31 protein-coding genes are annotated in these 25,256 nt (G+C 64.6%); 15 read left to right on the top strand and 16 right to left on the bottom strand.

Annotated features, from left to right (window positions below; all coding sequences use genetic code 11):
- Positions 1-35: 35 nt before the first annotated feature.
- Both ACFQX9_RS22320 and ACFQX9_RS22315 read right to left on the bottom strand, forming a co-directional pair.
- Positions 36-350: a hypothetical protein gene (locus ACFQX9_RS22320; RefSeq protein ID WP_085353560.1), complete on the bottom strand. Its 315-nt coding sequence runs from the start codon at positions 348-350 to the stop codon at positions 36-38.
- Between the two features lie 83 nt (positions 351-433).
- A complete protein-coding gene (locus tag ACFQX9_RS22315) occupies positions 434-613 on the bottom strand; it encodes a hypothetical protein (RefSeq protein ID WP_026232755.1) in 180 nt (59 codons plus the stop codon).
- A 139-nt stretch (positions 614-752) separates the two neighbouring features.
- On the opposite strand from ACFQX9_RS22315, the gene ACFQX9_RS22310 reads away from it, so the two are divergent.
- A complete protein-coding gene (locus ACFQX9_RS22310; RefSeq protein WP_231188564.1) occupies positions 753-995 on the top strand; it encodes a DUF3551 domain-containing protein in 243 nt (80 codons plus the stop codon).
- Positions 996-1,049: 54 nt separating this feature from the next.
- On the opposite strand, the gene ACFQX9_RS22305 is transcribed toward ACFQX9_RS22310, so the two are convergent.
- The 3 genes from ACFQX9_RS22305 to ACFQX9_RS22295 all read right to left on the bottom strand — a co-directional run bounded on the left by ACFQX9_RS22305 (position 1,050) and on the right by ACFQX9_RS22295 (position 4,580).
- Positions 1,050-1,328 (bottom strand): hypothetical protein, encoded by a 279-nt coding sequence (locus ACFQX9_RS22305; protein ID WP_026232756.1) that lies wholly within the window; start codon positions 1,326-1,328, stop codon positions 1,050-1,052.
- A gap of 174 nt (positions 1,329-1,502) precedes the next feature.
- A complete protein-coding gene (locus tag ACFQX9_RS22300; RefSeq protein ID WP_085353596.1) occupies positions 1,503-2,489 on the bottom strand; it encodes an SH3 domain-containing protein in 987 nt (328 codons plus the stop codon).
- A gap of 168 nt (positions 2,490-2,657) precedes the next feature.
- On the bottom strand, positions 2,658-4,580 hold the full coding sequence (locus tag ACFQX9_RS22295; RefSeq protein WP_085384030.1) for an FAD-binding monooxygenase: 1,923 nt from the start codon (positions 4,578-4,580) through the stop codon (positions 2,658-2,660).
- Between the two features lie 103 nt (positions 4,581-4,683).
- Here ACFQX9_RS22295 and ACFQX9_RS22290 point away from each other — a divergent pair, with 103 nt between their 5' ends.
- Positions 4,684-5,148: a MarR family winged helix-turn-helix transcriptional regulator gene (locus ACFQX9_RS22290; RefSeq protein WP_085353562.1), complete on the top strand. Its 465-nt coding sequence runs from the start codon at positions 4,684-4,686 to the stop codon at positions 5,146-5,148.
- Between the two features lie 179 nt (positions 5,149-5,327).
- Complete coding sequence (locus tag ACFQX9_RS22285; RefSeq protein ID WP_018454539.1) at positions 5,328-5,756, top strand: hypothetical protein; 429 nt, start codon at positions 5,328-5,330, stop codon at positions 5,754-5,756.
- A gap of 7 nt (positions 5,757-5,763) precedes the next feature.
- Here ACFQX9_RS22285 and ACFQX9_RS22280 read toward each other — a convergent pair whose 3' ends face one another.
- On the bottom strand, positions 5,764-6,381 hold the full coding sequence (locus ACFQX9_RS22280) for a L,D-transpeptidase (protein ID WP_018454540.1): 618 nt from the start codon (positions 6,379-6,381) through the stop codon (positions 5,764-5,766).
- A gap of 366 nt (positions 6,382-6,747) precedes the next feature.
- Between ACFQX9_RS22280 and ACFQX9_RS22275 the strand changes: the two genes are divergently transcribed.
- The 4 genes from ACFQX9_RS22275 (at position 6,748) to ACFQX9_RS22260 (ending at position 9,214) form a co-directional block, all read left to right on the top strand.
- Positions 6,748-7,770: a hypothetical protein gene (locus ACFQX9_RS22275; protein WP_377790508.1), complete on the top strand. Its 1,023-nt coding sequence runs from the start codon at positions 6,748-6,750 to the stop codon at positions 7,768-7,770.
- Positions 7,771-8,141: 371 nt separating this feature from the next.
- A complete protein-coding gene (locus ACFQX9_RS22270; RefSeq protein ID WP_007591727.1) occupies positions 8,142-8,372 on the top strand; it encodes a DUF6894 family protein in 231 nt (76 codons plus the stop codon).
- 92 nt (positions 8,373-8,464) lie between these two features.
- The gene (locus ACFQX9_RS22265; RefSeq protein WP_018454542.1) at positions 8,465-8,854 is read left to right on the top strand and encodes a hypothetical protein; all 390 of its coding nucleotides are present in this window, start codon (positions 8,465-8,467) and stop codon (positions 8,852-8,854) included.
- Between the two features lie 108 nt (positions 8,855-8,962).
- On the top strand, positions 8,963-9,214 hold the full coding sequence (locus ACFQX9_RS22260) for a hypothetical protein (protein WP_018454543.1): 252 nt from the start codon (positions 8,963-8,965) through the stop codon (positions 9,212-9,214).
- Between the two features lie 13 nt (positions 9,215-9,227).
- On the opposite strand, the gene ACFQX9_RS22255 is transcribed toward ACFQX9_RS22260, so the two are convergent.
- From ACFQX9_RS22255 to ACFQX9_RS22235, 5 genes are all read right to left on the bottom strand, one after another.
- The gene (locus tag ACFQX9_RS22255) at positions 9,228-9,413 is read right to left on the bottom strand and encodes a hypothetical protein (protein ID WP_018454544.1); all 186 of its coding nucleotides are present in this window, start codon (positions 9,411-9,413) and stop codon (positions 9,228-9,230) included.
- A gap of 176 nt (positions 9,414-9,589) precedes the next feature.
- A complete protein-coding gene (gene minE / locus ACFQX9_RS22250; RefSeq protein WP_007591739.1) occupies positions 9,590-9,871 on the bottom strand; it encodes a cell division topological specificity factor MinE in 282 nt (93 codons plus the stop codon).
- Positions 9,868-10,683, bottom strand: coding sequence for a septum site-determining protein MinD (gene minD, locus ACFQX9_RS22245; RefSeq protein ID WP_007591740.1), 816 nt, complete (start codon positions 10,681-10,683; stop codon positions 9,868-9,870). Before minD ends, minE begins: the two co-directional genes overlap by 4 nt.
- Positions 10,684-10,702: 19 nt before the next feature.
- Complete coding sequence (gene minC, locus ACFQX9_RS22240; RefSeq protein ID WP_026232759.1) at positions 10,703-11,401, bottom strand: septum site-determining protein MinC; 699 nt, start codon at positions 11,399-11,401, stop codon at positions 10,703-10,705.
- Between the two features lie 273 nt (positions 11,402-11,674).
- Positions 11,675-12,691, bottom strand: coding sequence for an ABC transporter substrate-binding protein (locus ACFQX9_RS22235; protein ID WP_018454546.1), 1,017 nt, complete (start codon positions 12,689-12,691; stop codon positions 11,675-11,677).
- Positions 12,692-12,791: 100 nt separating this feature from the next.
- On the opposite strand from ACFQX9_RS22235, the gene ACFQX9_RS22230 reads away from it, so the two are divergent.
- The 6 genes from ACFQX9_RS22230 (at position 12,792) to ACFQX9_RS22205 (ending at position 17,990) form a co-directional block, all read left to right on the top strand.
- On the top strand, positions 12,792-13,439 hold the full coding sequence (locus ACFQX9_RS22230) for a TetR/AcrR family transcriptional regulator (protein ID WP_377790503.1): 648 nt from the start codon (positions 12,792-12,794) through the stop codon (positions 13,437-13,439).
- Positions 13,440-13,523: 84 nt separating this feature from the next.
- Complete coding sequence (locus ACFQX9_RS22225; protein WP_026232760.1) at positions 13,524-14,294, top strand: ABC transporter permease; 771 nt, start codon at positions 13,524-13,526, stop codon at positions 14,292-14,294.
- A gap of 18 nt (positions 14,295-14,312) precedes the next feature.
- Positions 14,313-15,350 carry an NAD(P)-dependent oxidoreductase gene (locus ACFQX9_RS22220; protein ID WP_018454549.1) on the top strand — a complete coding sequence of 346 codons (1,038 nt, stop codon included), beginning with the start codon at positions 14,313-14,315 and terminating at the stop codon, positions 15,348-15,350.
- Complete coding sequence (locus tag ACFQX9_RS22215) at positions 15,337-16,158, top strand: GNAT family N-acetyltransferase (RefSeq protein WP_018454550.1); 822 nt, start codon at positions 15,337-15,339, stop codon at positions 16,156-16,158. Before ACFQX9_RS22220 ends, ACFQX9_RS22215 begins: the two co-directional genes overlap by 14 nt.
- A 6-nt stretch (positions 16,159-16,164) precedes the next feature.
- Complete coding sequence (locus ACFQX9_RS22210; protein ID WP_247394912.1) at positions 16,165-17,220, top strand: dihydrodipicolinate synthase family protein; 1,056 nt, start codon at positions 16,165-16,167, stop codon at positions 17,218-17,220.
- Positions 17,208-17,990, top strand: a complete 783-nt coding sequence (locus tag ACFQX9_RS22205) for an ABC transporter ATP-binding protein (RefSeq protein ID WP_018454552.1) — start codon at positions 17,208-17,210, stop codon at positions 17,988-17,990. Before ACFQX9_RS22210 ends, ACFQX9_RS22205 begins: the two co-directional genes overlap by 13 nt.
- 155 nt (positions 17,991-18,145) lie before the next feature.
- On the opposite strand, the gene ACFQX9_RS22200 is transcribed toward ACFQX9_RS22205, so the two are convergent.
- From ACFQX9_RS22200 to ACFQX9_RS22190, 3 genes are all read right to left on the bottom strand, one after another.
- Positions 18,146-19,237, bottom strand: a complete 1,092-nt coding sequence (locus ACFQX9_RS22200) for a TRAP transporter substrate-binding protein (RefSeq protein WP_377790500.1) — start codon at positions 19,235-19,237, stop codon at positions 18,146-18,148.
- Between the two features lie 154 nt (positions 19,238-19,391).
- Positions 19,392-19,649 carry a hypothetical protein gene (locus ACFQX9_RS22195; protein ID WP_007609546.1) on the bottom strand — a complete coding sequence of 86 codons (258 nt, stop codon included), beginning with the start codon at positions 19,647-19,649 and terminating at the stop codon, positions 19,392-19,394.
- 79 nt (positions 19,650-19,728) lie between these two features.
- The gene (locus ACFQX9_RS22190) at positions 19,729-20,679 is read right to left on the bottom strand and encodes a DUF2778 domain-containing protein (protein ID WP_085354381.1); all 951 of its coding nucleotides are present in this window, start codon (positions 20,677-20,679) and stop codon (positions 19,729-19,731) included.
- A 212-nt stretch (positions 20,680-20,891) separates the two neighbouring features.
- Between ACFQX9_RS22190 and ACFQX9_RS22185 the strand changes: the two genes are divergently transcribed.
- Together ACFQX9_RS22185 and ACFQX9_RS22180 are read left to right on the top strand one after the other, a co-directional pair.
- Positions 20,892-21,332, top strand: a complete 441-nt coding sequence (locus ACFQX9_RS22185) for a DUF1810 domain-containing protein (RefSeq protein WP_204511040.1) — start codon at positions 20,892-20,894, stop codon at positions 21,330-21,332.
- Positions 21,333-21,419: 87 nt separating this feature from the next.
- Positions 21,420-23,501: a methyl-accepting chemotaxis protein gene (locus tag ACFQX9_RS22180; RefSeq protein WP_377790497.1), complete on the top strand. Its 2,082-nt coding sequence runs from the start codon at positions 21,420-21,422 to the stop codon at positions 23,499-23,501.
- 4 nt (positions 23,502-23,505) lie between these two features.
- On the opposite strand, the gene ACFQX9_RS22175 is transcribed toward ACFQX9_RS22180, so the two are convergent.
- A complete protein-coding gene (locus ACFQX9_RS22175; protein ID WP_085353019.1) occupies positions 23,506-24,096 on the bottom strand; it encodes an NADPH-dependent FMN reductase in 591 nt (196 codons plus the stop codon).
- A gap of 51 nt (positions 24,097-24,147) precedes the next feature.
- Positions 24,148-25,095 (bottom strand): helix-turn-helix domain-containing protein, encoded by a 948-nt coding sequence (locus ACFQX9_RS22170; protein ID WP_377790494.1) that lies wholly within the window; start codon positions 25,093-25,095, stop codon positions 24,148-24,150.
- Positions 25,096-25,256: the final 161 nt, after the last annotated feature.

Below are 25,256 nucleotides of genomic sequence, written 5' to 3'. Positions count from 1 at the left end.
TCAGCTTCGCGACGCCGTCTCGCAGCCGGCTCACGCTATTGGCTTTGCGACGGCTTGGGAGGATGCGGCCTGGATCGCTTCGCGCCAGGCTTGGCCGCAACTCGCGGCGGCGCCGCATCGACCGATTCCAGATAGGCGGCAAGTGCCTTGGCTGTATCCGAACTGGTTGCGTAATGGTCTTTCAGGAACCAGGACAGCGTCAGGTTGAAGCGCCCTTTGGCAAGGCCGCGGGGGCTGCGATGGCACGTCGTGCAACCATCGGCGAAGAGCTTTTGCGGCGACTTGCCGGCATCGAGATTTTGCGCGGCGGCAAATGTCGCCGTCAGAACGGCCGCGGCTGCAAGAGTCATCGTTGGAAGAGTCATCAGGGGCGCGATCAGATCGCGCCCCGGTCGAAAGTACGAGATCAATGTCGTCCTGCCCGGTCTTGCGGTCAGGCCGCCAATAGCTGATCGAAGTCGGGCGGCGCGTAGGCCTTGCCGTCCTGGTCGGTGATGACGACCTTCCACCCCTCGCTCGCCCAAACCTTCGCCTTCGCCACGATGAGCAAACGGCTCTCGCGGGCAAAACTGCACTTCTCGTTGTCGCGTTCTGCGACCATCTTGTAGGCCAATGCGCATCCCCTTGCGTTGCCCCTGCACCTGCTCTCGTCGTGGCAGCGGGCTTTGGCGGCAATTCGCCGGGAGCGTGGCAATTTGGTGCCGTCCGCGGCAGCATTGTGCTTTGTTCCGGCTGAGCGAAGGAGATCGATCGTGCGCCGCTTCATCAATGCGATTCTGCTTGTCGCGGGCTTGTTTGGTGCGGGCCTGCTCGGCGTGCCGCCGACAGCCGCCCAGACCTACGCTCCGCGCCATCCCGTCTGCATCGAGATCTACACGATCGACGGCCGCAGCATCGATTGCAGTTTTGCGACGATCGCGCAGTGCGCCGCGACCGCCTCCGGGCAGTCCGCCCAGTGCTACGCCAATCCTATGCCACGCGGAGCAGACAGCTGAGCCCGGTTCCGTCGCCGCCGCGACGAAGCCGATAGCATCAGGTCAGCGCTCCGATCAGTGGACGCGAATGATATGGGGACGGCCAAGATCGATCAGCCCCTGCACCGCCGAGAGGCGGTCGTCGAGAGCTGCGATGGTCAGCAACAAATTGTTGCGGCGTTCGTCGAGAAGGCCCATCTCGGCGCCGGAGAGTTTGGTGCTCGATCGCTCCTTTTGAATCACCTCGAGAGATTGGCGCAATCCGGCAATCAGGCCGGACAGCTGCTTGGCTTCCTTGGTCATCGACCGCTTGGCGACATTGTGGCGGCGCGTCTCCGCCTGGTTCTGTCTCATCGTCGTCATCCTCCCGTGCCCCGCTGCCCCGAGTGGAATGCTTACAGCTTTGAGTAGACATATTACGATCGATGAAATCTGCCCGCGAAGAAGCTTCTTAAATTGTATGGGCAGGGAACCCGTTCCGGCCCAAACAGAAAGCCCGGCGCGAGGGCCGGGCTTTCGTTGGCAACTTTAGTGCTTTTGGTGCCCGCCACCGGGACCGCCGGCCGGGGCACCGCCGCCGTGCGGCGCGGCGTTGATGTGAGGTGCGCCGCCGCCACCGCCGTGAGGCATCGCAGGCGCAGCCGCGCGCGGCGCAGGCATTTGGGCATGAGCGTTCATCGGCGAGCCGTGGCTCAAGTTGGGTTGGGCCACATGCGGCATCGCGGGCCGGCTCGCCGGCGCCGCTGATACACGCGGCACCTCATGCGGGCGCGCCATCGGCTGCGCACGCACAGCCGCGCGGTGTGCGGCCTGCTCGTGCATGATGCGCGCTTGTGCATCGCGCGGATTGCGGCCCTGGAGATTGGTCCGCTCATGCGCGATGCGGTCGCTTCGTCCCGCACGGCTGCGGTCCGCCGTCACCGCAGTCTCGTGCCTCGCCATCGCGGCGTCGCGCCGTGAAGTTATGGCATCGCGACCGGAGACCGCGGCCGCGCCCTTGACACTTTCCTTGACATTCGCACCGTTGCGCCCGAGTGCGACCGCCGCATCGCGCGTTGCCGCGCGGCCGATGCGAGCCGCGCGCGGATCGATCGTCATCCGCATCGCGTCGCGCTGATGCGAAGTCCAGTAGCTATTCCAGTGGGCATGCCGCCGATACCAGGGCCGCCCCTGATAATAGCTCGACCAGTACGAGGTCAGCACGAAGGGGACGATTGGCACGTCGATCTCGTCGACATAGTCGGGGAGATAGACGTAGTGATTGCGGTAGAGATATTCGAGGTATTGCGACGACACCCAGCCACGGTCATCCGAGAAGCTCACGTCGCACCAGGCGTTGCCGCGCAGGCAACCATGGATATCGACGCGGGCGCCCTCGGGGATGCGATCGACCAGGGGAAAGCCCGAACCCGGCCCGGCGCGCAGGCCGGTCGAGACGGTGACCATGCCCGGTGCGGCCAGCGCGGCCGTCGGGGCGAGCAGCAATGCGGCTAACAACACGCTTCGGAATTTCATGGCGTAGTCCTCCTCTTTCGAGTCGGAACGCGCCAGCGGAACGGGCGTTCCGCGTACGAAGGTCTCATCCGCCAAAAGATCGAGACGGATGCCGCGCGCGGTTCAATATTCATTCGCCGTTCATCGACACCGCGCGCAGAGAGAGCCTACGTGTGCGCCGCCGGCCCGTCAGTTCACTTGCAGCATGAAGCCGTCGAAGTACGCAGCAAGCGCAGCAAAATCATCGAGCGGCAGCACGGTCGCGACATACTGATCCGGCCGCACCACGACCATGCAGCCCGCCTTGCGGTCAATGCCGCGCATGGTGAAAACGTCCTGACCATTCTTGAGGTCCGGACAGAACATCTTCTCGTAGTCGATCAGGCCGTAGCGGCCCTTGCGCGGCAGCAGCAGCGCAGGCATCGCCTCGAGAGCGAGCTCGCGATGATCCTGCTGGAAGACCGCCCGCAGGTCGATCACGCTATCGATGTCGGCGACCGCGGGGGTGTAACGCCGGACCGGCGACTCCCGCGCATCGGAGAGAAAATTGCACAAGGCGCGAACGGCCGATCCGGTTGCTGCGGGATCCTCAGCGCCGGAGAAAGCGTAGATGCGGAAGCGGCCATCCGCCTGCGCAGCGTGACCGAGATGCACCGGCTTGGCATCCGCAAGCCGGATCACCGGTGCGGAATGAAATCGCGTGCCGATGACGAGGCCTTGCGCGAGATGCTGGTGGGACGTCGCTCCCGTCAGAACCGACGGGCGGTAATGCGTCGCCGTGCCCGCGGTGTAGCGACCGTGCCTCACGAAATAGTCCTGCGTCCTGGCGGCGTCGGCGCCGCCGGCCTTGGCGGCGGACGCAAGAATCCCCGCCCATTCCCGGTCGAAATCGATCAGCTCTTTGGCAACCGCCTGGCGCTCGGCCGAATAGGAATGCAGCAGGCTCGGCGCAGACTGCTTCCGCAAAACGGCAGCGAGCTTCCAGCCGAGATTGAAAGCGTCCTGCATCGAGACGTTCATGCCCTGCCCCGCCTTCGGGCTGTGGGTGTGGCAGGCATCGCCGGCGATGAATATCCGCGGCAGACGCGTAGCCGTCTCGGTCTCCGGCACGTCGTCGAACTTGTCGGTCAGGCGCTGGCCGATCTCGTAGACCGACCACCACGCGATCTCCTTCACATCGAGCGTATGCGGCTTGAGGATCCGCTGCGCTTTCGCGATCACGTCGTCGGCGGTGATATTGCGATTGGCGACGCGCTCGCCGATGTCGAGCTTGGCGAGCTCGACATAGAGGCGGACCATGTAGCCGCCCTCGCGCGGAATGATCAGCAGGCTACCGTCCTTCGCCGACTGAATCAGAGCCTTGAAGCGGATGTCGGGAAAATCGGTCACCGCCAGCACGTCCATCACGCCCCAGGCATGATTGGCGGAATCGCCGAGCAACTCGCGACCGATCGATTTGCGCACCGTGCTGCGGGCGCCGTCGCAGCCGACGACATAGCGCGCCTTGATGGTCTCGACCTTGCCCTCGTTCTCGGCATCGACCCGTTCGAGCCGCGCTGTCACGGCATGGTCGGCGGGACCCGCGGCCGGATCGACCTGAAGGTCGAGCAGGCGCCGACTGTAATGGGGCTCGAGCCTGCCCGGCGCCTTGCGCATGACGTCGAGAAAGCCGTCATGGATGCGCGCCTGGTTGAGAATAACGTGCGGGAATTCCGACAAACCGTCCTCGACGTCCTGCACCCGGCCGCTGCGGACGATATGTTCCGGCACCCGCTCGTCCGGCTTCCAGAATGTCGTCTCGTTCACCCAACAGGCTTCCTTCAGGACGCGCTCGCTGAATCCGAAGGCGTGGAACATCTCCATGGTGCGGCATGCGATGCCGTCGGCCTGCCCGACCAGCAAGCGGCCCGGCTTCTGCTCGACGATGCAGGTCTTGATGTCGGCAAACTGCGCAAGCTGGGCCGCAAGCGTCAGGCCCGCAGGGCCACAGCCGACGATGAGGACATCGACCTCTTCGGGCACGCCCCCCGTTGCGCCAGAAGGCTGAATGCGCGCGGCGGGATCGGCGATTTCGGGGTCGCCCGGCTGAAATCCATTGAGATGGAATTGCATGAGCACCTCTCCCGCCGATGTTCTGTTTGGATATTGCTCAGTATGCTGACTATCAGTATACTTGTCAACGACCCCGGCCGTTCTGCCCCAACGGAGAAATTCGGTGAAAGACAACAACGACATGCCCGGACATCTGGCGCGCCGGTTCCAGCAAATCGCGGTCGCGGTGTTTCTGGCCGAGGTCGGGGATGCCGGCTTCGACCTCACGCCGGTGCAATACGCCGCGCTCGCGACCATCAAGGCCAATCCGGGGCTCGACCAGGTGACGCTCGCAGGATTGATCGCCTACGACCGCACCACCATCACCGGCGTGGTCGACCGGCTCGTGCAGAAGGGGCTCGCGGAGCGCCGCGCCTCGCGCCGCGACCGCCGTGCCCGCGAGCTCGAGATCACCGACGAAGGCCGCCGCACGCTGCGCAAGATCACGCCGGCCGTGGAATCCGCGCAACGCATCATGCTGCGCGGCCTCAGCGCGAAAGAAAGTGAGGATCTGATGCGCCTTCTGCACAAGGCCATCGCCGCCGGCAACGAGCTCAGCCGCGCCCCGCTGCGCGGAGTGCAGGCATAGAGCGTTTTCGAGCGAGGTGGATACCGCTTCGCGTCAAGAAAACGTGCCAAGACAGAAAGCCCCGTAATTCTACCCCTCATTGTCGCAGTATCGCGAAACCAGGAACTAACCTTCGGCTGTTACGGTCGACGGCATTCGGCGTTTAACGCGCGATTAACTTTGCCGGTCTGGAGTTTCGGATGTTCAGGTTCCTCATTGCGGCGGCGGCGATCGCGCTCTCGACCGCTCCGGCGCTCGCGAATGGCCATGGCGGCGGCGATGCCCCTCCGCCGCCGAAGCCCGCGACGTCACCGGCGAAAGTCATCCTGACCAAGCAGGGCCCCACGCTCGTGGACCTCAACGGCATGACGCTCTACTATTACGAGCGCGATACCACCGGCAAGACGTCGAACTGCAACGGCAAATGCGTCGAGAGCTGGGTGCCGCTGCCCGCAACGGCCGATGCCAAAGCGGTCGGCGACTTCACCGTGATCAACCGTAACGACGGCAGCAAGATGTGGGCCTATCGCTATCGTCCGCTCTACACCTCGCCGGCCGACAAGGCGCCGGGCGAGGCCAATGGCAATGCCACGACGCTGCAATGGCGCGTCGCCCGTCCCGAGAACTAGGGCGACCTCACCCGCGCCAGCTGGGCCGCGCCTCGACTTGCGCGTTCTGTCCGGGCGGCAGCACCACGACCATTGAGTTGAGCTTCACCCGGTCATAGAGATCGATCACGTCCTCGTTGCGCATCCGGATGCATCCGGACGAGATCGCCTGCCCGATATATTCCGGCTGGTTGGTGCCGTGGATGCGGTAGAGCGTGTCCTTGTTGCCGGCATAGAGATAGATGCCCCGCGCGCCCAGCGGATTGGCGGGGCCTCCGGGCACCCGCGCCGGATAGGGCCCGAGCCGCGCCTGGATGTCCGCCGTCGGAACCCAATCCGGCCATTCCGCTAGACGACCGACCCGCGCGACTCCGGAGAACGCCATGGCCTCCTCGCCGACCGCGACGCCGTAGCGGATCGCCTTGCCTTCGGGCAGCACGAAATAGAGATAGCGCGCATCGGTATCGACCAGGATCGTGCCCGGCTGCTCCTTGCGCGGATAATCGACGATATGACGGAGATATTGCTCGGGCACGTTTGCTTGCGCGTAAGGCGTATGCGCCAGCAACTGCCGGTCGCGGGTCGTCATGCTCGCGTCCGTCGATGGCGAAAGCGTCGTCTGCATGCAGCCGCCCAACGGAAGCATGGCAAGGACGAGTAGAACGAATAAGGATCTTGGCACCGCCGGCCCCAATAGCGATAGCAGCGCCCCCAGCAACACCAGATGCTGCCAAAATCGTGCTGAAAACAAGGCATTGTGGAACAATTACGCGTGTTGTCTGAGGCGGGTTCCATCACCACAAACGGCGCAAGAGCGTCGCACAGTCTCCATCCCCTCGCCTTGCTTTGGTCAAACCCGGCTGGACTCGTGGGTCATGGTGCTTGGGCCTCATCGGATTTGGGGATTTGGATGGGCCCACCTCAACGGATCTGCTCGCGCCAATGCGAACGACCGATACCTCAATACTCAACACCTGGGGCTTCAAAACACCCAGGCTTCAAAGGAGCTGCGATGCTCGCGACGCTGAACTCTCGGCAAATCGTCGATGAGATCGTGAAGGACACGGTCACGAACAACGACCCGCACGACGCGGTGCAGATTTCGCCTGACATTTTGCTGGCCTCGCGCCCTCTCAGCGTTGCGCCCGCGCTCGCGCCTGAGATCACGGCCCGTCCCGAACCCAAAATAGATCCGGCGTTCACGCTGAAGTCCAGAATGAATCCGGAGCCGAAGTTCAGTCCCGTCGCGGAGCCGCAGACGGCAGCGCCCTCGGTCGACACCGCCGTGCGCGTTGCGGCCGGTGATGGTCTCAGCCGGCAGAAGCGCTCCTCCGCTGGCAAATGGCTGCGCGGCGCGTTCGTCACGATGCTGTTTGCGGGCGGAAGCGCGGCCGCTACTGTCGCCTGGGAGAAACATGGCGACACCGCAAGACAGATGCTCGCCGAATGGACCCCGGCATTGGCGTCGCTGCTGCCTTCGACCTCGCAGACCGCACCGCTCGCCGCCGCACAGGCTGCGCCGCCTGCGGACCAGGCCGCAACGGATCAAGCCACAACGGATCAAGCGGCCGACCAATCGGCGGCTCCGCCTGCAACCCAGGTTGCAGCAGCAGTGCCCCCGGCAACACAACCCGATCCTGTACAATCGGTGCAGTCGATGACGCGCGATCTCACCGCGATGGCGCAACAGATCGAGCAGCTCAAGGCCAACATCGCCGAGTTGAAGGCCGGGCAGGAGCAGATGGCACGCGAGATGGCGAAGCCGCCCGCGCCGAAGCCGGTGGCCGATACGAAGCCGCGCGTCGATCCGCGCGCGCAAATGTCCGCGCTACCGCCGCGGCCCGCGGCGCCGCCGGTTCGCAAACCGAAGCCGGTCGTGTCGCACACCTACATGCCGGCTTATTCGCCGGCGCCGCTCGCTCCGCCGCCGCCGGCCTCGCAGGCTGCCGCAGCCCCACCGCCCGCTGCCATGACGACGCAAGCCGTTGCCGACGACGACGGACCTGTCGTACGCCCGCCAATGCCGCTGCGCTGAACCATCGTCACGCGACGACGCGTCGCACCAGCGATGCTGTCAGAGTCGATGTGATGCGTTGAATCCGGATGACTACGGGAAGCGAGCTTCGATCGTTTTCCATCAAGAGAAAAGGCCGTCGGGATCTATGCCGGCGGCCTTCTCTTGCAGCTGCCGGTTCCCGGAGCCCGGTTCTGCTGCAATTCCATGCCTCATGATCACGCCGACATATTTAATAAAATCTTAACACGCTTGAATGCTGCACATCATTTCTGCGCATAAGCAGAGAGATTGCGCGCGCCGTTCATTCGATAAACATCGACTCAGTGGTACCATCGGTCATGTGTTGAAACGTCCACCCGAAGCTCAATTCGTCACACCGGGGAATTCGGATGCCTTACTATTCCTTCGATCTCGTGGTTGGTGAAGAGTTCAAGAACCAGGGCGGTATCATCCTCGAAGACATCGAGGTCGCCTCCGATCGCGCCGTTCAACTGGCCACCGAGCTGTCGCAGGTGAAGCCCGAGCTGCAAAGCAAGGGTTGCGCTGTGCGCGTCACCGACCGCGATCACAAAGAGGTCTATCGCACGCCGCTCGATCCGGTGCCGGCCTGGCGGCGCTAACCCGCCGGCCGGCTTCGCGGGCGCACGCTATCCCCATTGCGGAGCGGCGCGGCAGCCGCTAGCCTTCCCGAAAATTCGGGGAGGTACCAAGGATGCGCACTGGTTTTCTGATGACGGCCCTGTTGCTGCTGGCCGCGTCCGCCCAAGCGGCCGACCATCCACGCTCGACCTATGTCACGTTGGTCTTGCAGGCCTTCGCCGCCAAGGTCGAATGTCCGGGCACCGATATCGCCTACCAGGATCTGGTGCAGAAGGCGGAGCAGATGCAGCTGCCCGAAGGCACCACCGAGAAGGTCCGCAAGGCGATCGCCTGGATGCACACGGGTGGCAAGATGGGCGAGAAGCAGGACGACGATCTGATGGCCGAGGTCGCGGTGGCCACCCAGGCGACCGACCTCAACCAACGCCGCCTCGGCATGCCCAACTGGTGCGAGGCCCAGAAGACCAACCTCGCCGGCCTGATCCGCAGCAAGGGCGGCTAGCGTGATCGTGCGGCGTTAAGCACGCCGCGCCGGAATTTTTGCTTCGGCCAATAATCGTCACATTTCTCGCCAGCATGCGGCTCTTTCGAACTCGAACAGGGGAGCTCCATGCGGATCAACCATGTCCTTCTCGCGGTCGCGTTTGCCGTCGCACCGATGCTGACTGCGCCCGTGCTGGCGAAGAATTCCAATGCCCAGAAGGGCGAGGACAAATCGACCTCGTCTTCGTCGTGTAGCGCTTATCAGCAGGCGCCGGATGGCTCGTGGGAGCCGCTCCCCTGCAAGGAGACGGGCGAGCGCTCCCAGCCGCAGACACAGAATCGCACCTCGCCGCAGGGCGCTGACCGCGGGGAGCGTTGAACGCGGGGGAGTGTCAGCTCTGGTGCGGACCGCGGATGATCTTCATCGCGTCCGCGATGTGACGCCACTCTTTGGCCTCGTCGGCCTCGCCGCGGCCCTCACAAGCCCTGGCCTGTTCGGCGGCCTTCGCGATCGCAGCAAAACCATGCTGTTCCAGCATCTGGCGCGCGACGGTGTGGACCTGGACCTCGGTCATCATGGGCGTTCTCCCGTTTGACGAAACCGCGGTGCATCGCGCCGCCGCGGGTTGTTCACAACGATTGAGCCCCGGACCTCGTTCCGTAGCGTTCACGTCAGCAAGCAAAAGGCGGCCCGCTATGCCCAGCGGACCGCCTTTTCACCAACCCCAAATTTGAAGCGTCGCGGCCGAGGTCCCTAGCCGGCCGCCGCGCGCTTGCGCTCGAAATCGTTGGGCACCTCGATATCGACCTCGAGGGTCGAGACCTCGTCGCCGCGATCGAGCCGGACGATGACCTTGGTCGGGTCCAGCGTGACGTGCCTGGAGACGACCGCGAGAATTTCCTCACGCAGCACACCGAGCAGATCGGGCTGGCCGCGCAGTCCGCGTTCATGGGCAAGCAGGATCTGCAACCGTTCGCGCGCGACGGGTGCAGAGGCCTTGTTGCCGCGGAGAAGCCGAAGCAGACCCATGCTCATGCGGCCCTCCGTCGCAGCAGGCGGTCCATGAAGCCCTTGCGCTCGGTCGGCACCTGCATGGGCACGGTGTCGCCGCACAGCCGTCGGGCCGCGTCGATATAGGCCCGCGCCGGTGCGCCTTCCGCGTTCGACAGCGTCACGGGCGTGCCGACGTTGGAGGCGCGCAGCACGTCCTGGCTCTCCGGGATGATGCCGAGCAGGGGCGTTGCAAGAATTTCGAGGATGTCCTCGATGGTCAGCATCTCGCCGCGCGCGGCGCGCGAGGGATCATAGCGGGTGATGAGAATGTGCTTCTCGACCCGCTCGCCCTTCTCGGCCCGCACCGTCTTGGAATCGAGCATGCCGATGATGCGATCGGAATCGCGCACCGAGGAGACTTCGGGATTGGTGACGATCACGGCTTCGTCGGCAAAGCGCATCGCCATGGAGGCGCCGCGCTCGATGCCGGCCGGACTGTCGCAGATCACCCAGTCGAAACGGCTGCGCAGATCGTCGATGACCTTGCCCACGCCCTCTTCGGTCAGCGCGTCCTTGTCGCGGGTTTGCGAGGCCGGCAGCAGCCAGAGGTTCTCCAGCCGCTTGTCCTTGATCAGGGCCTGCGGCAGCTTTGCGACGCCCTGCACCACGTTGATGAGGTCGAACACGACGCGGCGTTCGGCGCCCATCACGAGGTCGAGGTTGCGCAAGCCGACGTCGAAATCGACGACGACGACCTTTTCGCCGCGCTGCGCGAGCGCAGCCCCCAGTGCGGCGGTCGTCGTGGTCTTTCCGACGCCCCCCTTGCCTGACGTCACGACCAGTACCTTGGCCATCTCTCAAATCTCCTTCTGGTCAGTTCAGCGCAGTAATTCGCATGGTGTTGCCCTGCAGCCAGGCCTGGGCCGGCTTGCCGCGCAGGGCCGCGTCGATATCGTCGGCGGTCTGGTAAAAACCATCGATTGCAAGCAGTTCGGCCTCGATCTTCTGACAATAGATGCGCGCGCTCGTGTGACCGTTCACGCCCGCCATGGCGCGACCGCGTAGCGCGCCGTAAATGTGAATGGAGCCGCCGGCAACGACCTCGGCGCCGGAGCCGACAGAGCCCAAAATGGTGACGTCACCCTCGGGGAAGATCACGGTCTGGCCCGACCGCACGGGGCTTTCGAGCAGCAGCGAGGTCGGCTTGGTCTCGACCTTTGCCTCGACCTTCTTGGGCGCACTCGGCTCGACCACGCAGCTGCGCCCGCCCGAAAGCAGCGGCGGCATCATGGGGTTCAACCGGCCCTCCTCCACGCCCTCGATCCCGAGCACGCGGATGTTGCGGTCCTGAAGGCTGGTGAGCAGATGGCCGATGCCGGACTGGCTGAGATCGACCGAGGACAGGTCGATCACCACGGGGCGGCCGGCGAAGAAGCCCGGCGAGCGCGCGATGGTGGTGTCGATCTCCTGCAGCCAGTCCTGGATGGGAACCGTCGGCACGAAGACGAAGGCCACATAGGAGCGCCCGCGCAGGCGAACCATTTGGCGTTGAGGTTTTACTGCAGCCTCCATAGCGGCCGACTCGTCCCCTGTTATTGAATGGTTAACGATGCCGCCGATATGGTTAATGGCCGGTTAATTTCTCCGTGGGGTTACGTGGCATGGAAGCGCACCAAGGGCGTTGAGCAGGCGCTCTCGCCCCGCACAACGGTCATCGCCCGCGAAGGCGGGCGATCCAGTACTCCGAGACGGTTGCGGGTCAGCCGAAAGGCTGCGGCGTACTGGATGCCCCGGTCAAGCCGGGGCATGACAGCGGAATGTGGGGCCGGCGCGGCGACCAGCCCCCTACTTCTTCACCTTGCTCGCATCCATCTTGATGGCGGGGTCCAGCATCTTGGTCGTGAACGCCGTCGTGACGTCGAACGGCTTCTCCATGCCGAGATAGGTCTGGACCAGATCGTAGTCCTTCTTCATCCGCTCGCCGTCGATCCAGCCGAGTGCCTTCGTCGTCGTGAATTCGTCCGTCATCAGGGACTTGATGCGCTCCCACTGGCGCTCCTGGTTCTCCTTGTCGAGACCGGAGACCTGATCGAGCAGCGCCTTCAGGCAGGGCGCGGCGTCGGCGACGCAGGTCGCGAAGGCCTTTTGCGTGACCCGCACGAACGCCTCGACCAGCTTCGGGTTCTTCTGCAGATAGCCGCCGTTGACGATCAGCGAATTGCCGTAAGGGTTGAGCCCGATGTCCTTCCAATTGACGTAGCCGAGATCGCTTCCGAACTCGATCACCTTCAAATCGTGCTCGTTGTAGAAGTCGCTGATGATGTCGACCGTATGGCTCTTGAGCGCGGCGATCTTCGCCGTCGGCCCGACATTGACGAAGCCGACGGAGTCGGGCGCAAGCCCTGCAGCCTTGGCGAAGGCCGGCCACATCACACGCGAGGCGTCCCCGGGCGGATTGCCGATCTTGTGGCCGGCAAAATCCTTCACCCCGTTCACGCCGTAGCTCTTCAACCAGTAGAAGGTCTGGCCGGTGTTGGCGTAGACGCTCATCACGGCAACAGCGTCAGCCCCCTTGCTCTTCGCCACCAGCATGGTGGCGAGATCGGCGACGCCGAAGGGCGAGCCGCCGGAGCCGACCTTGGCGGCGGAGACGCCGGAGCCCTTGCCGACCTCGATGGTCAGATCGATGCCCGCTTTCTCGTACCAGCCTTGCGCCTTGGCGTAATAATAGGGCGAGTGATCGGCCGTCGGCGCCCAGTTCAGAATCAGATTGACCGCCTCGCCCGCGTTCGCGGGCACGACTGGTGATCCGAGCATCAGGGCCACCGCCAGGGCCGAGCCCGCCGCCTGCAAACGCTTCATCGCATCTCTCCTCGTTGCCCGCGACCGGCTTGTCGCTCTCCCCCCGTGAGGATACCAATGCAACAAGGCCGCCCTCAACTTGTCAACTGTTTGGTTGGAAATGCCCGCAAAACGTTCAGGCGACACCGTGCCGCAGCGGCGCGACCCGGTCGCCACACGCAAGAAGCTGCTCACCGCGGCGCGCGAGGAGTTCGCCCGGCACGGCTTTGCCGGCGCCCGCGTCGACGAGATCGCAGAGCGCGCCGGTGTCAACAAGCAGCTCGTCTACCACTATTTCGGCGACAAGGACGCGCTCTATCTCGCCGTGCTCGAATGGGTTTACGCCGATATCCGCGAGCAGGAACGTCAGCTCAATCTCGAAGGCCTGCCGCCGGGAAAGGCGATCCGGAAACTGATCGAGGCCTCGTTCGATTACCTCGCGACGAACCCCGATTTCATCGTGCTTCTGAACGACGAGAACCGCGGCGGTGCCCGCCACGTCCGCGGCTCGACGCGGCTGGAGGCGATGCATTCGCCGCTGGTGAAGAGCGTGTCCTACATCCTTCACGAAGGCGTCCGCGCCGGCATGTTCCGCAAGGGGATCGACCCGATCCAGCTCTATATCTCCATCGCGGGCCTCAGCTATTTCTATCTCTCCAACACGCCGACGCTGTCGGCGATCTTCGGCAAGGACCTGTCGAGCCGGGCCGCGCGCCGCGCCCGCCGCCGGCACGTCGCCGATCTCGTGCTGCATTCGCTCCGGCCATAATCAACCAACTGGTTGAAACTTCCCTCCGGGACGGCTAGGCTTGCGACCAGCGGCAAGGTGGCCGCTGACAGCAGGGGGTAACCGGTGACAGGAGACGGCGCCCGCAATACGCGCAGCTTTGCGATCGTCCTAATCGTGCACTTCGCCGTGCTGGTGCTCTGGCAGGTGCTGGTCGATGCCTTCCACGTCCCGAAGTTCATCCTGCCCTCGCCGCTCGCGACAATCCAGACGCTGGGAACCGCGAGCTACGCCTGGGGCGCCAACACGCTGGTGACGGCGATCGAGATCCTCGGCGGCTTTGCGCTCGGCGCCTTCGTCGGCGTGACGCTGGCCGTCATCTTCAGCTGGGCGCCGCTGATCAGCCTCGTGCTGCTGCCGCTGTTCGTGACGCTGAACATGATCCCGAAGGTCGCGCTTGGTCCGCTCCTCATCGTCTGGTTCTCCTACGGCATCGTGCCGAACATCCTGATCGCCTTCAGCATCTGCTTCTTCCCGATCCTGCTCACCACCGCGCGGGGCTTGCGCGAGGTCGAGCCGGATCTGCTCGACCTCGTCAAATCGCTGCGCGGCTCGCGCTGGACGCTGTTCCGCAAGATCCAGCTGCCGGGATCGCTGCCTTACATCTTCTCCGGAATGAAGGTCGGCGCCATCCTCGCGGTCGCCGGCGCCATAGTCGGCGAGTTCATCGCCTCCGAGCGCGGGCTCGGCTACCTCATGATCCAGGTGCAGTCGTCGCTCGACACGCCCGCGATGGTGATGGCCGTCGTGCTGCTCACCCTGCTCGGCGTCGCGCTTTACGGCTTCGTGCTCGTCCTCGAACGCATCTTCGTCGTCGGCGACGCAAGACAAACTTGAAGATCAAGGACCAAAACCATGCTCCTCACCCGCCACAACCTGCCGAAGACCATCCCTGATATCGCTGCGCTCGACGATCTCCTGTGCCGGCCGACCCAGGCATTGATCGACGACCTCGCCCGGGTCGACGGCGACATCATGATCCTCGGCGTCGCCGGCAAGATGGGGCCGACGCTTGCGGGGCTTGCCAAGGCCGCAGCGCCCGATCGCCGTGTCATCGGCGTCGCCCGCTTCAGCGACGCCGGCGTCAAGGACTGGCTGCACGCGCGTGGCGTCGAGACTATCAATTGCGACCTAATGGACGAGACCGCGATTCAGGCGCTGCCGAAGGCGCCCAACATTGTCTTCATGGCCGGCCGCAAATTCGGCGCTGAGGGCGATCTCTCGCTGACCTGGGCGATGAATGCGCACGTGCCGGCACTGATCGCGCAGGCCTTCCCCTCGTCGCGGATCGTGGCGTTCTCGACCGGCTGCATCTATCCGTTCGTCCCCGTCGACGGCAAAGGATCGGGCGAGGACATGGCGCCGAACCCGCCCGGCGAGTACGCCCAGTCCTGCGTGGGCCGCGAGCGCATGTTCGAGTATTTTTCGCGCAAGTTCGGAACGCCCGGGCGGCTATTCCGCCTCAACTACGCGATCGACATGCGCTATGGCGTGCTGCACGACATCGCCTTGAAAGTGCTCACGGGCACGCCGATCGACCTCAGCATCGGTCATGTCAATTTCATCTGGCAGGGCGATGCCTCATCGCAGGCGCTGCGCTGCCTCGCGCATTGCACAGCGCCGACCTCGCCGATCAATGTCAGCGGCCACGAGATTTTGGCGGTGCGCGACCTCGCAGCAAGATTCGGCGCCAGGTTCGGCCGTATGCCGGTGCTGACAGGAAACGAAGAGCCGACCGCGTGGCTGACCGACACGTCCAAGGCAGTCGAGCTTTTCGGCCTGCCGGTCGTCGACACCGAGCAGCTGATCGCCTGGACGGCGGATTGGGTGTCGCGCGCCATGCCGAGCCTCGGCAAGCCCACCAAATACGAGGTGCGCGATGGACGCTACTGACGATCCGCGCATCATCCAGCTTGGCGTCGAGGATGCTGCGGCGGGCCTCGCGCTCTCGACAGAGGCGCACTGGAACCAGAATGAAGACGACTGGCGGTTTTTCTTGAGCGACGGCGTCGCGTTCGGCATCCGTGATGGCGCGCAACTGGTCGCGACCGCAGCACTCCTGCCCTACCCCGGCGACAACGCCTGGATCAGCATGGTGCTGGTGACGGCAAGCCATCGCCGACGCGGTCTCGCCACGCGGCTCGTCGACGCCTGCCTGGCGATGGCGCGCGAACGCGGCCTGACGAGCTGGCTCGACGCAACCCCGGACGGTGCTGCCGTCTATGGGCCGCTCGGGTTCACGCCGACCCTGCAATTGCGCCGGCTCAAGCTGGTGAAATCGGCATCCGCGTCCGGGCAGGCACCTTCGTCCGCGACGCTCGACGCGCTCCGCGCGCGCGACCGGCGCGCCACGGGCCTCGATCGAACCGCCCTGCTCTCCAACTTCGCGCAGCGTTCCGGCTCGCGCATCGTCGCCGCGAACGGCGCCATCGCGCTGGTTCGCGACGGACGTACCGCGCGCCATATCGGCCCGCTGCTTGCCGACGACGCGGCAGCCGCGCTGACCCTGGTCGATGCCATCGCGCGATCGGAGACCGGACCGCTGCTGCTCGATGCCGTCGCGTCGCAAGCCGCGTTCCCTGAAGGATTGACCGCATCCGGCTGGATCATCGAGCGCCCGTTCCAGCGCATGCGGTTCGGCCCCGCTAAGACCGCGGGTGAAGACATGCCATTCGCCGTCGCCGGCCCTGAATTCGGATAGGACATCATGCACCACAGCCAGATCAACAGCGAGATCCGCAAGCTGATCGCCGACGGCACCGTCCTGCCGGCGCATCCCCTCGCGCTCACCGCCGAACGCCAGCTCGACAAAAAGCATCAGCGCGCGCTGACGCGCTATTACATCGACGCCGGCTCCGGCGGCCTTGCGGTCGGCGTGCACACCACGCAGTTCGCGATCCGTGACGTCGGCCTCTATCGTCCCGTGCTCGAGCTCGCCGCCGAGACGGCGGCGAACTGGACCAAGCGTCCGCTGGCGCTGGTCGCGGGCCTCGCCGGTCCGACTAGGCAGGCCACCGCTGAAGCCCGCACCGCGCGCGACATCGGCTATCACGCAGGGCTCCTCAGTCTCGCTGCGATGAAGGGCGCGTCGGAGGACGAGATCATCGCGCATTGCGCAGCGGTCGCAGCCGAAATTCCGCTGGTCGGCTTCTATCTTCAGCCGGCGGTCGGCGGCGTGGTCCTGTCGAGCCGGTTCTGGCAGCGCTTTGCCTCGATCGACAATGTCATCGCGATCAAGATCGCGCCGTTCAACCGCTACCGGACCCTTGATGTTTTGCGCGGCGTCGCAGCAGCCGGCGCGCTCGACCGCGTTGCGCTCTATACCGGCAATGATGACCACATCCTGCTCGATTTGATGCTGCCGTTCGACCTCCGCGACAACGGCGTCACCACGCGCACTTATTTCAAAGGCGGCCTGCTCGGCCACTGGTCGGTGTGGACGGCGAGCGCGATCAAACAGTTCGAGCGCTGCAAAGCGGCACGGCACAAGGACAGCGTGCCGGCCGATTTGCTCGCGCTCGATGCCCGCGTCACCGATTGCAACAGCGCCTTCTTCGACGTCGCCAACGATTTTCACGGCTGCATCGCCGGCTGCCATGAGGTGCTGCGACGGCAGGGCCTGATGCAGGGCCTGTGGTGCCTCGATCCGAACGAGGGCCTGAGCCCCGGCCAGAAGGACGAGATCGAGCGCGTGTACCGCGAGCATTCCGACCTCAGCGACGACGCGTTCGTGGCCGCAAACTTGGATAAATGGCTGGCATGAGCTCAAGCCCCTTCATCAGCCTGCACGGCGTCCGCAAGGTCTATCGCAGCGGCGGCGCCGAATTCCTCGCGGTGTCCGACGTCACCATGGACGTGCAGGAGGGTGAGCTGGTCTCGCTGGTCGGCCCGTCCGGCTGCGGCAAGACCACCGTGATGAAGATTTTGGCCGGCTTGCACGACGCCGACGGCGGCACGGTCAAGATCGGCAACGCCAAAAGCCCGTTCGATCCGACCCGCGACATTGGCATGGTGTTCCAGCAGGCGTTGCTGCTGAAATGGCGGACCATCCTGGACAACGTGCTGCTGCCGGCAGAGATCGTCGGTCTTCCGATGAAGGCCGCGCGCGAGCGGGCGCGCGATCTGCTCAATCTGGTGGGTCTTGCCGGCTACGAGCAGAAATATCCGCGCGAGCTGTCCGGCGGCATGCAGCAGCGCACCGCCATCGCGCGCGCCTTCATTCACGACCCGAAACTGATCCTGATGGACGAGCCGTTCGGCGCGCTCGACGCCTTGACGCGCGAGCAGATGAATCTGGAGATGCTGCGGATCTGGCGCGAGAGCGGCAAGACCATCATCTTCATCACGCACTCGATCCAGGAGGCCGTGTTCCTGTCCTCGCACTGCGCCGTGCTGACGGCCGGACCTGCGAAGATGGCCGATTATTTCCCCATCGACCTGCCCTTCCCACGGGCTCTGCCGCTGAAAACGACGGACGCGTTCGGCGCCTATGCGCGGCGGATTTACGAGAAGCTGGGTTTGGGCGCGGCTTAATTCACCGCACGATAGATGCTGTAGGGTGGGCAAAGCGACTTGTCCGCCGTAGCTCGAAGAGCGAAGGAGGAAGCGTGCCCACCATGGCGAGGCAAGCAAGCAGTGGTGGGCACGGCGCAAGTGCGCCTTTGCCCACCCTACGGGAGTTTGCGCGATCAAGCCTTGTTGCGCATCTTGCCGAGCAGATAATTGTCGTAAAAATTCTCCGCGATCTGCGTGTAGAACAGCAGCTCCTTCATATAGGCGTCGTGGCTTTCCTTGGTGCGCTTGAACAGGTCGCTCTTGATGGCGAGCTCGTTCAGATGGTCCTGGGTCGCGGTGTAGCAGGCCTCCAGCACCGGCTGCGGAAACGCCTTCAGCTCCGCGCCATTGGCGATCAGCCGCTTCAGCGCCGCCGGATTCACGCTGTCGTATTTCTCGAGCATCCAGGCGCCCGCGGCCGACGCGGCCTGGTTGACGATCGCCTGGTACTGCTTCGGCAGCGACGCCCACTTCTCGTCGTTGACGATCATGTGCAGCATGGCGCCGCCTTCCCACCAGCCGGGGAAGTAGTAATATTTGGCGACCTTCTGGAAGCCGAGCTTCTCGTCGTCATAGGGGCCGACGAATTCGACTGCGTCGATCGTGCCCTTCTCCAGCGCCGGATAGATGTCGCCGCCCGCGATCTGCTGCGGGACCACGCCGAGCCGCGCCAGCACATGACCACCCATCCCGGCGATGCGGAATTTCAGGCCCTTGAGATCGTCGACGGTCTTGATCTCCTTGCGGAACCAGCCGCCCATCTGGGTGCCGGAATTGCCGCAGAGGATGGCATGCGCCTTGAACGGCTTCAGCGCCTCATTGGTGAGGTCGGCGCCGCCGCCGAAATGCCACCAGGATTCCTGATGGCGATGGTTCATGCCGAACGGCGCGCCGGTGACATAGGCCAGCGCCGGCTCCTTGCCGATGTAGAAATAGAGCGGGGTCTGCGCCATGTCGACAGAAGCGGTGCTGACCGCATCGAGCGCCTGCAGGCCGGGAACGAGCTCGCCGGCCGCGAAGGTCTGGATCTGGAATTTGTTGTCGGTGGCCTCGGCAACATATTTCGCAAAAGTCTGAGCGGTGCCGTAGATAGTGTCCAGCGACTTCGGGAAGCTCGAGGTCAGGCGCCATTTGATCTCGGGCGCGCTTTGCGCGATCGCAGGTGCGGCAACCAGCGTCGTCGCGCCGGCAACCGCGCCGCCCTTGAGGAATGTACGGCGTTTCATGATGGTCTCTCCCTGAACTATGTTTCAACGTATCGGCTTGAGCGCGATCTTCGCAGACCATGGCCTGTTGCTATAGCGGAGTTCAACTAGTGAGCGGTAGCCCGGATGGAGCGCAGCGCAATCCGGGAATCTTCCCAAATTTCCCGTGTCGCTCTCAGAGCAGCTTGGCGCTCACAAACAGCGCGCGCACGGCGTTGGTCGCCTGCACCACGAGCATGGCGTTCTCGGCGGCACCTTCGAGCGCCGCGACCGCGTCTTCATGCAGCGAGCGGAATTCCATCCACTCGACCGATTTGAAATTGGTGAGGAATTGATAGGCCTGGCCGACGGTCGCGATCGCCAGCGTGTCGCCGTTCAGCTTGATCTTGAACGTCGTGCGCAGCGGGGTCTCGGAACTTTGCGGATCACTCATGGGCTGCTTCTGGACGATGACGGCTTAACGAAAGGAAAACGGCAGCCCCGCCGTAGCAGGCGAATATCCGGAGCAGATATCAGGACTCGGTGCTCGCGCGCTGCGAGGCGGTCGCCGATGGGGTCAGCCTCGGCACCACGACCAGACGGTTGAACTCACCGTTGTCGTAGGCTTTCATGAATCGATCATAGTCCTTGATCGAAACGCAGCCGTTGGAGTCGCCACGAGGCCCGAGCATGTAATTGTGGGTGAGCAGGCCGACGCGGCCGAGCGCGCTGGTGCCCTCGGCGGGCGTCAAGCGCAGTGCGCGGACGCCGTGAAACAGTTTTTCGCGCGGCTTCAGGTCGTAGGTCGCAGGCGGGGTCGCGCCAACCATGCGCTGGTCGACGTGCTCCGGGTCGTCCATCAGCGCGCCCATGCCGGAATGCGCTTCCAGCGCGATGCCGCTCGGCAGGTAAAGCGCCTTGGCCGAGATGTCGTAGACCGCGGTGCGCGAATCGTAGCCAAGCGCGGCGAGATCCGGCGCCTTGCCGAACAGGCCGCTGTCGGGCGTCAGCGAGGCCAGCCTGATCTTGTCGGTGAATTTTTCGAAGAAATTGCGGTTGTCGACCCGGGGGTTGGTCTCGGCATAAGCCTGGCTCGAGGCAATCTGGGCGGAGATGTCCGCCTGGGGCGGGCGCGAGCGCGGCATCGGGATGGCGTCAGCACGCTGCGATTGTCTCGTCTCCTCGGACATATGCCGGTCGTCATCGGTCAGGGTCGAGCGCCAGTCGTCGCCCTGGAGCTTCTGGGCGAGCATCGCCTTGGCATCGCGCAATTTGAGCTGGACTGCATTGACCGCGGAGCGCTCCAGCGTTCGCAGGCCGAGCTCGCGGGCGGGCGGACTGCTGGAAGCCGAAGCGAATCGATCATCGAACGAAGGCGCATTGGCCGGCGGCAGTGCGGCGGTGACCAGCGAGGCCGAACCGCCGATATCCGCGACCCAGGCGGCAGCGCCCAGTGCCAGCGCGACGGCGGCCAGAGACAGCAATATGGTCTCGGCTCGCCCAATACGGCGGCGCGACAATAGCCCCTCGGCTCGTGCCCGGTCGGAAACCATCAGATCCCCAAAATCGACCCCCGAGGGGACCCACCCCCACCCGGAGATTCTCTACCAGCTACCACATTGGGAGCCAAAAGTTAGGCATAATCGCGGCCGGCAAGGGCCCCGGCAAGCCATTCCAGGGTATCCCAAGGTATCTTATGACCGATCCGTTCGATCTAGAGCGCTTTGTCCGGGCCCAGGACCCGGTCTATGGCGACGTCCAGGGGGAGCTGACCCGGGGCCGAAAGCAGAGCCACTGGATGTGGTTCGTCTTCCCGCAGGTCGCCGGTCTCGGCTTCAGCGCCATGTCCCAGCGCTACGCCATCACCTCCCGCGCCGAGGCCCAGGCCTACCTCGCCCACCCCATCCTCGGTCCGCGCCTGATCGAATGCACGCGGCTCGTGCTCGCCGTCGAGGGCCGGACCATCAACGCCATCCTCGGCGCGCCCGATGATGCCAAATTCCGCTCGTCGATGACGCTGTTCGACGCGGTGTCCGACGAGCCCGTTTTCGACGAGGCGCTCGCCCGGTATTTTTCGGGCAAGCGCGATCAGGCAACGCTCGATATCCTCGCGGCCCTTGAGCGACAGCCCAAGTGACCGCAGCCACCAGCGTAAACCCGGGATTAACATCGCCTGCCTATTGTCCGTGCAAATAATTTCCCGCGCCAGTTGCCGGACAGAATCATGAAAATCGGTACGCTCCTGACCACCGCCATCGTCTCGCTCTCGACAGTGGGCGGCGGCCTCGCCGTCTACGTCGCCGTGACGAAATACCAGACGATGGAACGGATCACCGAAGCGCAGGGGCGGCTGGCGATCGTCCGCGCCGTCAGCGACATCCCGCGCTACCTCAATCCCGAGCGCGGCTTTTCCACCAACATCCTCTACGGCCCTCCCGCGGTCGACCCGGCGCTGCTTGCCGAGCAGGACAAGCTGCGCAAGCAGACCGATGCCGCCCGCGAAAGGATGAACGCGCTGCGCAAGGACCTGCCCGGCCCGTTCGATGACGGCAACACCACCGGCGGCAACATCGACGCCATCAATTCGAAGTTCACGGCGCTGCGCGAAGCCATCGACAAGGCGATGGCAGGCCCGCCGGAGGCGCGCAAGGATGCCGCCAAGAAGATCGTCGCCGACAACGCCGTGCTCAACGCCGGCGTGACCGCGCTGCTCAACGAGCAGGTTCGCCGCATGGCGATCCTCAACGGCGATGCCTACCGGCAGGCAAGCTACGCCAACATCGCGATGACATTGCGCGACGTGGGCGGCTTCAACTCCAGCCTGCACAAGAATCTCGTCGGCGGCAAGAAACCGGCGACCGATGCCGAGAAGGCCGAGATCAGCCGCTCGCAGGGCCGCAACGATCAGATCGTGATGTCGCTGCTGGAGTTGCGCGGCAATCCCGCAACGCCGGCGAACGTCGCCGCCGCGCTGGAAAAATTCAACGCGATCTACATCGAAGAGTTCGGCCGCGAGCTCAAGCTGGTGAAGGAGGGTGCGGTCACCGGCAAGTACGAACACGACATGGACACCTATTACACCGCCACGCAGCGCGGCCTCAGCACCATTATCGAGGTCCGCGACGCCTTCTACGACAACGCCGAGCAGATTCTCGCCGGTGCCTCCACTGCGGCCCACACCAGCTTCACCATCGCACTCGCGGGACTCCTCGCCGCGCTGATCGCCAGCGCCGGCCTCATCGTAACGGTCCGCCGCCGCGTCTGCGCCCCGATCGTCAACCTGACGACGCGGATGTCGCGGCTTGCCGAAGGCGAGGTCACGGAAGAGATTCCCGGCGCCGAGCGCTCCGATGAAATCGGTGCCATGGCCGCGGCGGTCCGGGTCTTCAAGGACAACATGATCAGGGCCGACAGCCTCGCGGCCGAGAAGCAAGCCGAGAACGACGGCAAGATGCGCCGCGCACAGGCGCTCGACGGGATCACCCGCGCGTTCGAAGCCAAGGTCACCGAGCTCGTCGGCGGACTGTCCCGCGCCTCAGCCACCATGGAGAGCACGGCGCAGTCGATGACCTCGACGGCTGCCCAGACCAACAGCCAGGCCGCCGTCGTCGCCGCCGCCTCACAGCAGACATCGAGCAACGTGCAGACGGTCGCGAGCGCCACCGAGGAGCTGACCTCTTCGATTTCGGAGATCGGCCGTCAAGTGGCCCAGTCCACCGAGATCGCGGCCCGCGCCGTCGACAACGCCCGCCGCACCGGCGACACCGCCCGTGCGCTGGCCGAGGGCGCGCAGAAGATCGGCGACGTCGTCACGCTGATCCAGAGCATCGCCGAGCAGACCAATTTGCTGGCGTTGAACGCGACCATCGAGGCCGCCCGCGCCGGCGACGCCGGCCGCGGCTTCGCGGTAGTTGCTGCCGAGGTGAAATCGCTGGCGGGCCAGACCGCCAAGGCCACCACCGAAATCTCCGAGCAGATTTCGGCGATCCAGGCCGCGAGCGACGAGACCGTCACCGCGATCCGCAACGTCGCCGACGTCATCGGCGAGATCGACCAGATCGGCACCGCGATCGCGGCCGCGATCGAGGAACAGGGCTCGGCGACCAAGGAGATCGCCCGCAGCGTCCAGGAAGCCGCGCGCGGCACCCAGGAGGTCAACACCAACATTTCAGGCGTGCAGCGCGCCGCCGACGACACCGGTACGGCCGCGCGGGAGGTGCTGGGCGCAGCCGAGCAGCTCTCGTCCCAGTCACGCGATCTCGCCGGACAGTTCGACCGCTTCCTCGGTGAGGTCAGGTCGGCGTAAGGGCTTAGTACGGCGGCGCCTTGCGCGCCCGCTGCGCCTTGGCCGCCTCGATCCACCATGCGAGATCGTCGGCGAAGCGCGGGAACGAGCGTTCCAGCGCCTTGCCGCCCTCGCCGATCGGTTCACCCGCTTCCGACAGCGTCTGTGCGATCGGGCCGACGCCGATGGTGCTCGACACCACCACCATGCCCATCTCCGACAACGTGCCATGCCAGGCGGTCGAGGCACGCGCGCCGGACAGGCGGCCGGCCGAGTAGCTCACGATCGCGGCTGGGCGCCAGAACCACTCCTCGAGGAAGTGGTCGGTAAGATTCTTCAGGCCCGGCTGGATGCCCCAATTGTATTCGCCGGTGACGAAGACGAAACCATCGGCGCCGCGGATCTCTCCGGCGAGCTTCTCCAGCGCCTCGGGTGCGGAGCCCTTGGGGTATTCCTTGTACATGCGATCGAGCATCGGCAGGCCGATCGCCTTGGCGTCGATAAACACGACGTCGTCGCCGCGGGCGCGCAGGCGATCGATGACGAAATTCGCCAGGCGTATGCCCATGCGGTCGGAACGGTAGGAACCGTAGAGGACGAGAATGCGATTGCTCATGGGCAGCAGTCTAGCACAGATCATCAGGCCGGCCCTCAACGTTTTGACGCGCTAAGTTCGCCGTCCGGATTCAAGCGTTTGCGACGGTGTCTCGCCGAACTGGTCGCGATAGCTTCTGGAGAAGTCGCCGAGATGCCAGAAGCCGAACGCCAGCGCGACGGCCTTGACACTATCGGCACCCGCGAGCAGCCGCTGACGCACCAGACACAGCCGCCGCAGGCGCAAGTAGCGGTGCAGGCTCATTCCACGATAGCGGCGGGCGACGTCGTGCATGGTGCGAACGGACAAGCCGAGTTTGCGCGCGATCTCGTCGCTGTAGATGGGCAGCGAGAGGTCGTCGGAAAGCAGCGCGCGGATGTCCTGAAAGACTTTGAAGTTGCGCTCGTCATTGGGGCGCAGGGTCCATCGCGCGGGAACGATACTTTCGAAAATTGCGTCCACAGCGCCGAGCAGGGTCTCCTTCATGCCGGCCGCCTTCAGCGGCAAGTCGGGCGAGGCGACGGGCTCCGACGCGGCTTCCAAGACTTCCCGGACCACACCGCGAAGCCGGCTCAAGCCCGCAGCGGTCGTTTCGAAGATGTTGAAGCAGAGGGTTGCTTGTGGCCAGCCGCGATCCGTCACCTCCGGCCTGAACACCACCGAGGCGATTTGCCGCTGCACCTCCTCGATGATGGTGTAAGCCGCGCCGCCGCTGCCGATGACGATAACGGGTCGTATACGCCGCGCGCCGTTGAATCGAACGGTCACGTCCAAATCGTCCATCGTGAATCCGATCGCGGTACAATTCTCGACGAGCTGTGCGTCGACGACCCGCGGAAATGCCCGCGTCAAATTCACGTCGCAGCCGGGTAGCGACAGAATACTCTGCTCGGCCGAAATCCTCCGTACAAAAGGCGTGAACTCGAAGTCGAGCCCTCGTATGGCGTTTCGAAATTCATCGACGTCGGTGAAGCGAAATACCTTTGGCGCCAGCGTCGGCGGATCATCACTTCTATTCATGGCAATGTGAACTTCGCGTCGCAACACACGCGTCCGGCGACGATGCCGGCCCGCTTCTGCGCTCCGTGTGCCTTAAGTCTGAAAGAATCACTTCGAACTATGCCGACCAGTTGGCGAGCGTCGAAGTCCAAGGACAAGGCGGCGCATCAAATCTCGCCAAT

Source organism: Bradyrhizobium sp. GCM10028915, assembly GCF_042666195.1.
In the GTDB taxonomy this organism is placed as follows: domain Bacteria; phylum Pseudomonadota; class Alphaproteobacteria; order Rhizobiales; family Xanthobacteraceae; genus Bradyrhizobium; species Bradyrhizobium canariense_D.
This window is presented reverse-complemented; position numbering and strand designations above follow the sequence as displayed.

What these genes read in the sequence shown, in the direction of transcription:
- ACFQX9_RS22320 (WP_085353560.1), bottom strand. Translation starts at nt 350, where the DNA reads ATGACTCTTGCAGCCGCGGCCGTTCTGACGGCGACATTTGCCGCCGCG.
- ACFQX9_RS22305 (WP_026232756.1), bottom strand. Translation starts at nt 1,328, where the DNA reads ATGAGACAGAACCAGGCGGAGACGCGCCGCCACAATGTCGCCAAGCGG.
- ACFQX9_RS22300 (WP_085353596.1), bottom strand. Translation starts at nt 2,489, where the DNA reads ATGAAATTCCGAAGCGTGTTGTTAGCCGCATTGCTGCTCGCCCCGACG.
- ACFQX9_RS22295 (WP_085384030.1), bottom strand. Translation starts at nt 4,580, where the DNA reads ATGCAATTCCATCTCAATGGATTTCAGCCGGGCGACCCCGAAATCGCC.
- ACFQX9_RS22285 (WP_018454539.1), top strand. Translation starts at nt 5,328, where the DNA reads ATGTTCAGGTTCCTCATTGCGGCGGCGGCGATCGCGCTCTCGACCGCT.
- ACFQX9_RS22280 (WP_018454540.1), bottom strand. Translation starts at nt 6,381, where the DNA reads ATGCTTCCGTTGGGCGGCTGCATGCAGACGACGCTTTCGCCATCGACG.
- ACFQX9_RS22275 (WP_377790508.1), top strand. Translation starts at nt 6,748, where the DNA reads ATGCTCGCGACGCTGAACTCTCGGCAAATCGTCGATGAGATCGTGAAG.
- ACFQX9_RS22270 (WP_007591727.1), top strand. Translation starts at nt 8,142, where the DNA reads ATGCCTTACTATTCCTTCGATCTCGTGGTTGGTGAAGAGTTCAAGAAC.
- ACFQX9_RS22265 (WP_018454542.1), top strand. Translation starts at nt 8,465, where the DNA reads ATGCGCACTGGTTTTCTGATGACGGCCCTGTTGCTGCTGGCCGCGTCC.
- ACFQX9_RS22260 (WP_018454543.1), top strand. Translation starts at nt 8,963, where the DNA reads ATGCGGATCAACCATGTCCTTCTCGCGGTCGCGTTTGCCGTCGCACCG.
- ACFQX9_RS22255 (WP_018454544.1), bottom strand. Translation starts at nt 9,413, where the DNA reads ATGATGACCGAGGTCCAGGTCCACACCGTCGCGCGCCAGATGCTGGAA.
- minE (WP_007591739.1), bottom strand. Translation starts at nt 9,871, where the DNA reads ATGAGCATGGGTCTGCTTCGGCTTCTCCGCGGCAACAAGGCCTCTGCA.
- minD (WP_007591740.1), bottom strand. Translation starts at nt 10,683, where the DNA reads ATGGCCAAGGTACTGGTCGTGACGTCAGGCAAGGGGGGCGTCGGAAAG.
- minC (WP_026232759.1), bottom strand. Translation starts at nt 11,401, where the DNA reads ATGGAGGCTGCAGTAAAACCTCAACGCCAAATGGTTCGCCTGCGCGGG.
- ACFQX9_RS22235 (WP_018454546.1), bottom strand. Translation starts at nt 12,691, where the DNA reads ATGAAGCGTTTGCAGGCGGCGGGCTCGGCCCTGGCGGTGGCCCTGATG.
- ACFQX9_RS22230 (WP_377790503.1), top strand. Translation starts at nt 12,792, where the DNA reads ATGCCCGCAAAACGTTCAGGCGACACCGTGCCGCAGCGGCGCGACCCG.
- ACFQX9_RS22220 (WP_018454549.1), top strand. Translation starts at nt 14,313, where the DNA reads ATGCTCCTCACCCGCCACAACCTGCCGAAGACCATCCCTGATATCGCT.
- ACFQX9_RS22215 (WP_018454550.1), top strand. Translation starts at nt 15,337, where the DNA reads ATGGACGCTACTGACGATCCGCGCATCATCCAGCTTGGCGTCGAGGAT.
- ACFQX9_RS22210 (WP_247394912.1), top strand. Translation starts at nt 16,165, where the DNA reads ATGCACCACAGCCAGATCAACAGCGAGATCCGCAAGCTGATCGCCGAC.
- ACFQX9_RS22205 (WP_018454552.1), top strand. Translation starts at nt 17,208, where the DNA reads ATGGCTGGCATGAGCTCAAGCCCCTTCATCAGCCTGCACGGCGTCCGC.
- ACFQX9_RS22200 (WP_377790500.1), bottom strand. Translation starts at nt 19,237, where the DNA reads ATGAAACGCCGTACATTCCTCAAGGGCGGCGCGGTTGCCGGCGCGACG.
- ACFQX9_RS22195 (WP_007609546.1), bottom strand. Translation starts at nt 19,649, where the DNA reads ATGAGTGATCCGCAAAGTTCCGAGACCCCGCTGCGCACGACGTTCAAG.
- ACFQX9_RS22185 (WP_204511040.1), top strand. Translation starts at nt 20,892, where the DNA reads ATGACCGATCCGTTCGATCTAGAGCGCTTTGTCCGGGCCCAGGACCCG.
- ACFQX9_RS22180 (WP_377790497.1), top strand. Translation starts at nt 21,420, where the DNA reads ATGAAAATCGGTACGCTCCTGACCACCGCCATCGTCTCGCTCTCGACA.
- ACFQX9_RS22175 (WP_085353019.1), bottom strand. Translation starts at nt 24,096, where the DNA reads ATGAGCAATCGCATTCTCGTCCTCTACGGTTCCTACCGTTCCGACCGC.
- ACFQX9_RS22170 (WP_377790494.1), bottom strand. Translation starts at nt 25,095, where the DNA reads ATGAATAGAAGTGATGATCCGCCGACGCTGGCGCCAAAGGTATTTCGC.